Source organism: Actinacidiphila rubida (assembly GCF_900110255.1).
Taxonomy (GTDB): Bacteria; Actinomycetota; Actinomycetes; order Streptomycetales; family Streptomycetaceae; genus Actinacidiphila; species Actinacidiphila rubida.
In genome coordinates, this window is the sequence record NZ_FODD01000019.1 from 169,780 (window position 1) to 179,331 (window position 9,552).

Here is a 9,552-nt window from a genome sequence, read left to right on the forward strand (position 1 = left end):
CAGAAGAGTGGGTGTGCACTGTATGGCCCTGCGGAAAATAGTCGGCACGTACGCGATATCTACGCGCGTAGGCGCTATCGTTCGAGCATGCAGAACCCGACTCCGAGCGTCCCCACCGCCGAACAGATCCGCCGCGCACCCAAGGCGCTGCTGCACGACCACCTCGACGGCGGGCTGCGCCCCGGCACCATCGTCGACATCGCGCGCACGACCGGATACACCGAGTTGCCGGAGACCGACCCGGACAGGCTCGGCGCGTGGTTCCGCGAGGCCGCGGACTCCGGCTCGCTGGAGCGCTACCTGGAGACGTTCGCGCACACCTGCGCGGTGATGCAGACCCGGGACGCGCTGGTGCGGGTGGCCGCCGAGTGCGCCGAGGACCTCGCCGCCGACGGCGTGGTGTACGCGGAGGTGCGCTACGCGCCCGAGCAGCACCTGGAGGCCGGACTGACCCTGGAAGAGGTCGTCGAGGCCGTCAACGAGGGCTTCCGGCAGGGCGAGCAGCGGGCCCGCGACAACGGCCACCGCATCCGGGTCGGCGCCCTGCTCACGGCGATGCGGCACGCCGCCCGGTCCAAGGAGATCGCCGAACTCGCCAACCGCTACCGGGACTCCGGCGTCGTCGGGTTCGACATCGCGGGCGCCGAGGCCGGCTACCCGCCCACCCGGCACCTGGACGCGTTCGACTACCTCAAGCGCGAGAACAACCACTTCACGATCCACGCGGGCGAGGCGTTCGGCCTGCCGTCCATCTGGCAGGCGCTGCAGTGGTGCGGCGCCGACCGGCTGGGCCACGGCGTGCGGATCATCGACGACATCGAGCAGAAGGACGGCGAGGTCTCCCTCGGCCGGCTCGCGGCCTACGTGCGGGACAAGCGCGTGCCGCTGGAGATGTGCCCGACGTCCAACCTCCAGACGGGTGCGGCCGAGTCGTACCGGGAGCACCCGATCGGCCTGCTCCGCCGGCTGCACTTCCGCGTCACCGTCAACACCGACAACCGCCTGATGTCCGGCACCACGATGAGCCGCGAGTTCGGGCACCTGGTCGAGGCGTTCGGCTACACGCTCGACGACATGCAGTGGTTCACCGTCAATGCGATGAAGTCGGCGTTCATTCCTTTTGACGAACGTCTCGCCATGATCAACGAGGTGATCAAGCCCGGCTACGCCGAGCTCAAGGCCGAGTGGCTGTTCGCGCCCGGCGCCGGAACACCCCCTGTGGCCAGCGGATCCGCCGCCTCCGGCAGCTGATCCCGGGCCGCGGCACACGCGCCGGGACGGCCTGTCCCGGCGCGCCACGCCGGTTGCACGGGTGGTGAGTTGCTGACTACGTTCCGCAGTTATGCAGACCCGAACCAAGAAGACCCTCACCACGGCTGCCCTCGGACTGGCGGCCGTGGCCGCCGCCGCGGGCTCCGCCTCCGCCGCCGACCTCACCGGTGCCACCAGCGCCCTGGGCGGCCTGCCCGTCGGCCAGGCCACCGGCCTGGTGCCCGGTGCCGCCGACTCCACGGCCGGCGCCCAGCAGGCGGTCAGCAACGGCACCGCCGCGCTGCCCACCAAGGGCCTGCTCCCGTCGGGCAACCACCTGTCGGGCAACCAGGTCGCGCCCGTCTCCGGACTGCTCGGCGGCCTGCCGGCCGGCGGTGGCATCCTCGGCGGCTGACCCGTACCCGACCGTTCTTCCTCCGGGCCGCGCCGTGCGGCGTACGGGACCCCGCGCGGGCGCCCCGTACCAGTACGGCGCGGCCCGACCGCGTCAGTGACGGGGCCCGGGCCCTACGGCACGAGGCTCGCGGGCGCCGGGGCGGGACGTGGCGCGGGGGCGGCGGGCGCGCGGTGCCGCAGGCGGCGCCGGGCGGCCGGCACGACCAGCAGGTGCGCCAGGGCCACGCCCGCGGTGTTGAGCAGCAGCGCGTCGACGTCGAAGAGCTGGCCGGGCACCACGGTCTGGGTGAACTCCAGCGACAGCGACACCATCAGCCCGGCGAACACGGTCCGCGCGAACGACGTGAAGCCCGGCGTGTCCACCCGGCCGCCGGCCATCGGCAGCAGCACCCCGAGCGGCGCGAGCATCCCCAGGCCCTCGCCGATCCGCCGGGCCGCCGGCAGCGGCCCCGCCGCCAGGTCGGAGCGGATCGTGGCCAGCGGCCGCAGGTTCGGCGCGGGCACCCAGGCCGCGTAGTGCGGGCGCAGCAGCAGCCAGGCGACGAAGGACAGGTACGCCGCGGTGAGCAGCAGCCCGCCCGCGCGCACCCTGAACATGGAGCCATCGTGCCGCACGCTGTCCAGGACGCGCTCCGGCACGTCGCGGTTCCGCCTGGCGGTCACGGCTGCCGCACGAGGGTGCCCGCGTCGTCCCCGGCGTCGGGGCGGGTGCGCAGGTCGGAGGTGCAGGTGTAGCTGTGCAGCGGGTCGCCGGCCGCCTGGCCGCCGAGCAGCACCGAGTGGTCCGGGGAGATTCCGGAGTCGGCGGTCAGCGTGCAGACGATCTGGGCGAGCGCGAACGACGGCAGGTCCTCCAGCTCCTGGTTCAGGCGCAGCGCGGACGCGGGGTCGCCGGGGTGGCGGGCGGCGATCTCGGTGGACGCGGGCACCGCGGTGGAGAAGCCGGCCTGCGACTCGGCGGCCCGGGGGCTCTGCTCCAGCTGCCGGATCAGTTCGGTGGCCTGCCCGCCGACGGACGTGCGGACGTTGGCGACGTCGCGCACCTGCACGCTGCGGGCGACCGGCGCGAGCTGCATGCTGCACACCAGGTAGATCTGCCGGCTGACGGTGTCGGGGGCGGGTGCCGCCGTCGCCTTCGGCGGCGCGCACGACACCCGCGAGGGCGCGGGCCCGGCGTCGACCGGAACGGAGGTGGAGCGGATCCCGCAGCCGGCCAGCACCGGCAGCAGCAGCACGGCGAGGGCCGCCGCGGCCCTCGGGGTACGGCGGTTCACCTGGCACCGCCCGGGGTGCCGTTGCCGGGGCCGTCGCTGCGGCCCTCGGACGGGCGGCCGGAGGTGCCGTCGGCGTCGGCGGTGTCGGCTGTGTCGTCTTCGTGGGGCCTGACCGGCAGGCGCAGGGTGAACACAGCACCGCCGGAAGGGGAGTTGGCGGCGGTGATGTCGCCGCCGTGGATGTGCGCGTTCTCCAGCGCGATGGACAGGCCCAGGCCGCTGCCCTCGGAACGGGCCCGGGACGCGTCGGCCTTGTAGAAGCGGTCGAAGACGTGCGGCAGCACCTCCTCGGGGATGCCCGGCCCGTGGTCGGAGACCTCGATCACGATCTCCCCGTCCCCGGCACCGGTATCGCCACCGGCATCGTCGCCGGGGCCACCGTCCCGGTCCCGGCCGGTGCCCTCATGGCCGGCACCGTGCCCGGCGGGCGCCTCCGCGGCCCCCGTGCCGGCGCGGTGCGCGCCGGCGGGCGGGGCCGCCTCCTTGCGCAGCGACACCCGCACCGGGGAGCCGCCGTGCTTGAGCGCGTTGCCGATCAGGTTGGCCATGATGACGTCGAGGCGGCGCGGGTCGAGCGTGGCCAGCAGACCGCGGGGCGCGTCCAGCTCGACGGAGTCCAGCCAGGCCCGCGCGTCCATACAGGCCATGATCATGTCGGCGACGTCCACCTCGTCGACCCGCAGCTTCGCGGTTCCGGCGTCGAACCGGGTGACCTCCATCAGCGTCTCCACCAGCTCGTTCAGCCGCCTGGTCTCGTTGACCACCAGCCGCACGGCCGGCGCGATCATCGGGTCGAGCGCCTCGGCCTCGTCCTCCAGCACGTCCGTCACCGCGGTGATCGCGGTCAACGGGGTGCGCAGCTCGTGCGACATGTCGGCGACGAAGCGGCGGCTGGCCGCCTCGCGGGCGCTCAGCTCCGCCACGCGCTGCTCCAGCGCCTCGGCGGCGCTGTTGAACGTCCGTGACAGGTCGGCGAGTTCGTCGGTGCCGGACACCTTCAGGCGGGTGTCGAGATGACCCTCGCCGAGCCGCTGCGCCGCCTCGCCCAGGCGCCGCACCGGGCGCAGCACGGTCGAGCCGGCGGCCTGCGCGAGCAGCGCGGCGCCGATCAGCGCCAGCAGCGTCGCGATGCCCAGCGACCAGGCCAGGGAGTTGAGGTCCTTGCGCTCGGCGTCCAGCGACTTGAGCATGTAGCCGGTCGGGCCGCCGTCGTTGACCCGGGCGCCCGCCACCAGGTACGGGTGGCCCTGCAGCGAGATCCGCTCCCAGTGCAGGTGGTAGCGGTTGTCGTCCTTGCTGTGCGGGGTGTTGACCGCCCGCTGCAGCGAGGCCGGCACGTCGTCGAGGGTGAACACGTCGCGGTTGGAGGTGGCCGCGCAGGGCGAGTTGTCCGGCGTGGTGTCGATCAGCACGACCTGGTAGGTGTCCGGGCCGCCTATCCGGTTCGCGGCGTTGTTCAGCGACGCGCAGGTCGGCTGCACGGGCAGCGACGCGGCGTTGCGCTGCAGCGAGTCGCGGAAGTCGTTGAGCGCGCTGTTCTGGGCCCGGGTGAGCACCGCGTCGCGGTTGAGCCAGTACGCGATGCCGGACACGGAGACCGCCGCGGTGAGCGCCACCAGCGCGAACACCGCGACCAGCCGCAGTCGCAGCGACGACAGACGCAGCAGACCAGGCACCCGCCTGCGCAGGCCGTGAGCTCCCCCCGCCGGCGGTGGGGCATCGGTCATTGAGGCGTGTCCAGGCGGTAGCCGACCCCGCGCACGGTGCGGATGAGCGTGGGGGACGAGGGGACGTCCTCGATCTTGGCGCGCAGCCGCTGCACGCAGGCGTCGACCAGCCGCGAGTCGCCGAGATAGTCGTGCTCCCACACCAGGCGCAGCAGCTGCTGCCGGGACAGCGCCTGGCCGGGGCGGCGGCTGAGCTCCAGCAGCAGCCGCAGTTCGGTCGGGGTCAGCTGCAGGTCCTGCCCGTCCTTGGTGACCGTCATGGCGCTGCGGTCGATGACGATCGGGCCGAACGCCGCCGAGTCGGTGCTGTCCCGCTCGCCGCGGCGCAGCACCGCGCGGATGCGGGCGTCCAGCACGCGCGGCTGCACCGGCTTGATCACGTAGTCGTCGGCCCCGGACTCCAGGCCGACCACCACGTCGATGTCGTCGCTGCGGGCGGTCAGCAGGATGATCGGCAGCTGGTCGGTGCGGCGGATGCGGCGGCACACCTCGAACCCGTCGATGCCGGGCAGCATCACGTCGAGCACGATCAGGTCCGGACGCTGCTCCTTCAGCAGCCGCAGTCCGTCCTCGCCGGTCGCGGCGGAGACCACGCGGTGGCCCTGCCGGGACAGGCCGAGCTCGAGGCCGGTGCGGATGGCGTCGTCATCCTCGATTAGCAACAGGAAAGGCACGCCGGACATTGTTGCCTACTGCTCCTTCATCTGCGACTGCCTGGGCGGGAGCCGCCCAGGGGCCCGCGGCGGCGCCCCGCAGGGCGGGTGCGGCGGGCAGGCCGGAGGGCTCTGTTGCGTGGCTGTGACATTCGGCGGACAGCGCCATGAAACTGGCCCGGCAGTCTTGTGCCCATCGGAAGAGCGCACGCCACACCGGCTGCGACGCCGATCACCACGCTGACGGTTCCATCGACGGGGGCGCGACATGAACGCACTGCACTCCACCACCACCATCGCAGTCCGGTCCGCGCACGAGCAGCTCCCGGTCAGGACCACCGAGATGTCCGGCGCCGCGAGCGGACGGGGGTACGGTCGCGGCGCCGGACGCCCGTCCCACCAGGGCGGCGTGGCGCGCCAGCGGCCGGCGTGGATCACCCCGGTCGAGGGCAGCGGCGACCAGCGGACGCCCGCGCAGGAGCAGGGCGGGACCGCGGAGCGCACCCCGGAGCAGCGGGCGGAGGCCGAGGCGGCCTTCACCGCCTACGTCCAGGAGCGCCGCGCCTCCCTGTACGCGACCGCCTACCACCTGACCGGCGACCGGTACGCCGCCGAGGACCTGCTGCAGAGCGCGCTGTTCTCCACCTACCGGGCGTGGGACCGGATCAGCGACAAGGCGGCGGTCGGCGGCTACCTGCGCCGCACGATGACCAACCTGCACATCAGCGCCTGGCGCCGGCGCAAGCTCAGCGAGTACCCGACGGAGGAGCTGCCGGAGACCGTCGGCGACACCGACGAGATGGGCGGCACCGAGCTGCGGGCCGTGCTGTGGCAGGCGCTGGCGAAGCTGCCCGAGCAGCAGCGCACCATGCTGGTGCTCCGCTATTACGAGGGCCGCACCGACCCGGAGATCGCCGAGATCCTGGGCATAAGCGTCGGCACCGTGAAGAGCAGCATCTGGCGCTCGCTGCGCCGGATGCGCGAGGACGACGCGCTGAGCTTCGGCCGCAGCGAAGAGGACGCGTTCGGCGAGCTCGTCGCCTGAGGAACAGGGGACCGGGGGGAACACGGGGGAGGCAGGGGGCCGCGGGGGGACAGCGCGGGCACCCGGGGGAAACGGGGACACGGGGGAACGGCGGCGGGACCGGACGGCGAGGGGGAAGCCGTCCGGTCCCGTCGTGCGTGCGCGGGTGCCGTGTCAGCGCAGCAGGTTCACCGTGAAGCCCCGGGTCAGTGACAGCGACGGCGTCCGCACCGTCGTGATCCCGGTCGCCGGGTCGTACCACCAGCCGGAGCCGGCCGCGTCGAGCGCGGCCGCCGAGCCCGCCCGCGGCAGCGGGCCGGTGCCGGAGAGCACCACCTGCCGCGGGGCGGCCTCACCGTGGACGGTGAAGGTGTAGCCGCGGGCCTGCGGCTTGCCCTGGTACGAGCCGTCGCTCGCGCCGACCGCGACGACGGTCGCGCCGCGGTTCTGCGTCACGTCCACCCGCTGCAGGGCCGAGGCGCCGCCGGCGAACTGCCGCGTCGTGCCGTCGTCCTCGTAGAGCGTGTACGAGGTGTGGCCCTTCGGGTACAGGTCCCAGTCCAGCTCGCCGCGGTCGCGGGTCTGCCAGGACGTCGTGCCCTTGGGCCACATCGGGACGACGGCGCCGCCCCGGACGAACAGCGGCAGGGTGTCCAGAGGTGCGTGGTAGCCGTTGACGGTCGTCGGGCCGTGGTAGGTGCGGCCGGTCCAGTAGTCGGTCCAGTCGCCCGCCGGAAGGTAGATGCCGTCGCGGGTGTCGGAGTCCTGGTAGACCGGCGCCACCAGGAAGTCCTGGCCGGCCAGGAACTCGTAGGTGGCGTCGGGGCCCAGCGTGTTCGGGTCGTCCGGGTACTCCAGCCACAGCGGCCGCACCGCGCCCACACCGGTCTTCGCGGCCTGTGCGGACAGCGTGTACATGTACGGCAGCAGCCGCTCCTTCAACTGCAGGTACTTCCGGTTGATCGAGGTGTACGGCTCGCCGTCCCGCCACGGCTGCTGGTCGGCGGGCTTGCCGGTGGTGAGGTCCGACGCCCAGCCGTCCATGGTCATGACGGCCGGCAGGAAGGCCTTCCACTCCAGGTCGCGGGTGTACATCGCCGGGTCGTGCCGGTAGATGCTGCCGACGTCGCCGGTGTCGTAGGCGATGCCGGACATGGTGGCCCCGGCGTACGTCGGGATCTGCCAGCGGATGTAGTCCCACGACAGGCTCTGGTCGCCGCTCCACAGCACGCCGCAGCGCTGCGCGCCGGCCCACGACACGGGCAGCCACACGAAGCCGCGGGCGTCGCTGTTGTCCTCGATCCCGGCCTTGGCGCGGTCGCAGGCGTCCAGGGCGAAGTCGTAGCCGTTGCCCACCCACGCCACGTCCAGCTTCGCCACCCGCTGGCCGGCCTTGACCTGGTCGGCCAGCTTGTCGATGCCGTCCTGCGTCCACAGGCCGAGCTGGGCGTGGTCGTCCTGGAGGCCCTTGGCGGTCTCCGGCAGGTTCTCGTAGCCGCACCCGTAGCCGTCGTTGACGAGCATCCAGCCGAGCGGCATCTGCTGCTGCTGGTAGGTGTCGGCGATCTTCACGGCGTCCAGGGTGTGGCGCTCGCCGCGGTTGGCGTTGTGCAGGTAGCAGTCGGAGTCGCCGGGCTCCAGCCCGTACACCGGCGGCATGAACGGCTTGCCCACCAGCGCGGTGTACTTGCCGATGACCTGCTTGGCGTCGCCGAGGAAGTAGTAGGCGTCCAGCCGCTGCTCCTGCTGGCCGGTGGTCACCGGGGAGCCGAAGGTGTAGACGCCGGGCGTGAACGTGTCGCGGAACACCCCGTACCCGGCGCTCGACAGGTAGAAGGGCTGCGAGTTGTTCCAGCCGCCCTCGTTCCAGTCGAAGTTGTTGCCGACGTGCATGGTCCGGCCGCGGTGCGAGAAGCTGCCGTTCTGCTCGCCGCCGCCGAAGAACTGCTCGTCGGCGCCGCGCTCCAGGCTCTGCCGCATCCCGTGCGTGGACCAGCGCAGCGGCTTGGCCTCCTGCCAGATCACCGTGCGGTCGTCCGCCTTGTAGAGGCCGAAGCGCAGCGGCTTCTTGTAGACCCGCAGCACCGTGCCCTCGGCCCTGATGCCGTAGTACGCGCCCGCGTCGAAGGCGTGGGTGCCGCGGTCGAGCGCGGGCTGCTTGACGATCATCGCGGCGGCGCCGGACGGCTCGGTGAAGTCCCCGCCGGGGGCGGCCTGGAGGCGCAACTGGCCGCCGGCCAGGAAGTCGACCTTCGCCTTGAGGTCGCCCGCGGCGACGGAGTAACTGCCGTCGCCGCCGCCGAACGACGTCAGGTCTCCGGCGTCGGTGGTCTGCGGCAGGTAGGCGGTACCGGTGAAGGAGTTGTCGTGCACGTCGTACGGGACGACCAGCACGTGGTAGGTGCCCGAGGCGTCGGGGATCACGGTCGCCTCGGGGTCGGCGGTCCCGGCGCTCTCGGCGACCTCCTTGCCGTCGTCGCCGTAGATGTAGAGGTCGAAGTCGTCGGTCGGGTGCTGCCACTGGATCGAGACCGGCACGCCGCCCTCGGGGTTGTCGTCCCAGTAGCCGGCCGGCACCGAGACCGTCAGGTCGAACCGGTCGCAGACGGCGTCGCCCGGGTCGCTCCCGGCGGCCGGGCAGCTCTCGGGACCGCCGGACGTGCCCTGGGCGTACGCCGGGCTCTGCCAGGTCACGCTCGTGTGCGTGCCGTCCAGCACGCCGCCGTCGCCGGTGGCCGCGGCGGCCACCGGCGGATGAGCGCCGAGCAGGGCGGCGGACAGCGCCGCCGCCAGTGCGGCGGCGAGCAGGCTCGCCGCCCGGGGATGTGGTCTGAGTCTCCGCACGCAGGTGTCTCCGCTCAAATCAGGGCGCTGAATGCTCAGTTGCGCGTGAAACTGCCGAGAATCGCTCACTTCGGTGCACCAGGGTCACAGTTCGCGCAGGTACATGTCAATGAGGGTTCGCCTGCGGCTTTGCTTTGCGGGTTCGGGGTTGGCCCTGCCCCTTGCGGTGCGTCGCCGTCCACCGGCCGGTGGGTGGTTGCTCGCGCCGTTCCCCGCGCCCCTTCGGCATCCGGGGTGCCCCCGGGGCTTGTCGGCCGTGTGCCGCGCCGTCGTGGCTTGTCGCGCAGTTCCTCGCGCCCCTGGTGTGCGTGCCCTTTGTCCGTGGGGTCGGGGGCGCTCCGGAAGCGTCTCCTCGGAAATGT

At 72.8% G+C, this 9,552-nt stretch carries 8 protein-coding genes; 3 read left to right on the top strand and 5 right to left on the bottom strand.

Translation table 11 applies throughout. From position 1 onward, the window contains the following. The first annotated feature begins 87 nt into the window (after positions 1–87). A complete protein-coding gene (locus BMW99_RS20265; protein ID WP_069465439.1) occupies positions 88–1,251 on the top strand; it encodes an adenosine deaminase in 1,164 nt (387 codons plus the stop codon). Between the two features lie 91 nt (positions 1,252–1,342). Continuing rightward, a complete protein-coding gene (locus tag BMW99_RS20270; protein ID WP_069465440.1) occupies positions 1,343–1,666 on the top strand; it encodes a hypothetical protein in 324 nt (107 codons plus the stop codon). Positions 1,667–1,779: 113 nt separating this feature from the next. Here BMW99_RS20270 and BMW99_RS20275 read toward each other — a convergent pair whose 3' ends face one another. The 4 genes from BMW99_RS20275 to BMW99_RS20290 form a co-directional block, all read right to left on the bottom strand. After that, the gene (locus BMW99_RS20275) at positions 1,780–2,265 is read right to left on the bottom strand and encodes a VanZ family protein (protein WP_069467697.1); all 486 of its coding nucleotides are present in this window, start codon (positions 2,263–2,265) and stop codon (positions 1,780–1,782) included. Positions 2,266–2,327: 62 nt separating this feature from the next. After that, complete coding sequence (locus tag BMW99_RS20280; protein WP_075017276.1) at positions 2,328–2,942, bottom strand: GerMN domain-containing protein; 615 nt, start codon at positions 2,940–2,942, stop codon at positions 2,328–2,330. Continuing rightward, positions 2,939–4,669: a sensor histidine kinase gene (locus BMW99_RS20285; RefSeq protein WP_069466334.1), complete on the bottom strand. Its 1,731-nt coding sequence runs from the start codon at positions 4,667–4,669 to the stop codon at positions 2,939–2,941. Before BMW99_RS20285 ends, BMW99_RS20280 begins: the two co-directional genes overlap by 4 nt. Further along, positions 4,666–5,343: a response regulator transcription factor gene (locus BMW99_RS20290; protein ID WP_176735646.1), complete on the bottom strand. Its 678-nt coding sequence runs from the start codon at positions 5,341–5,343 to the stop codon at positions 4,666–4,668. Before BMW99_RS20290 ends, BMW99_RS20285 begins: the two co-directional genes overlap by 4 nt. 247 nt (positions 5,344–5,590) lie before the next feature. On the opposite strand from BMW99_RS20290, the gene BMW99_RS20295 reads away from it, so the two are divergent. Continuing rightward, a complete protein-coding gene (locus tag BMW99_RS20295; RefSeq protein WP_075017277.1) occupies positions 5,591–6,367 on the top strand; it encodes a SigE family RNA polymerase sigma factor in 777 nt (258 codons plus the stop codon). 153 nt (positions 6,368–6,520) lie between these two features. Here the strand turns inward: BMW99_RS20295 and BMW99_RS20300 are convergent, their stop codons facing one another. After that, positions 6,521–9,190, bottom strand: coding sequence for a glycoside hydrolase family 31 protein (locus BMW99_RS20300; RefSeq protein WP_075017278.1), 2,670 nt, complete (start codon positions 9,188–9,190; stop codon positions 6,521–6,523). Positions 9,191–9,552 lie beyond the last annotated feature (362 nt).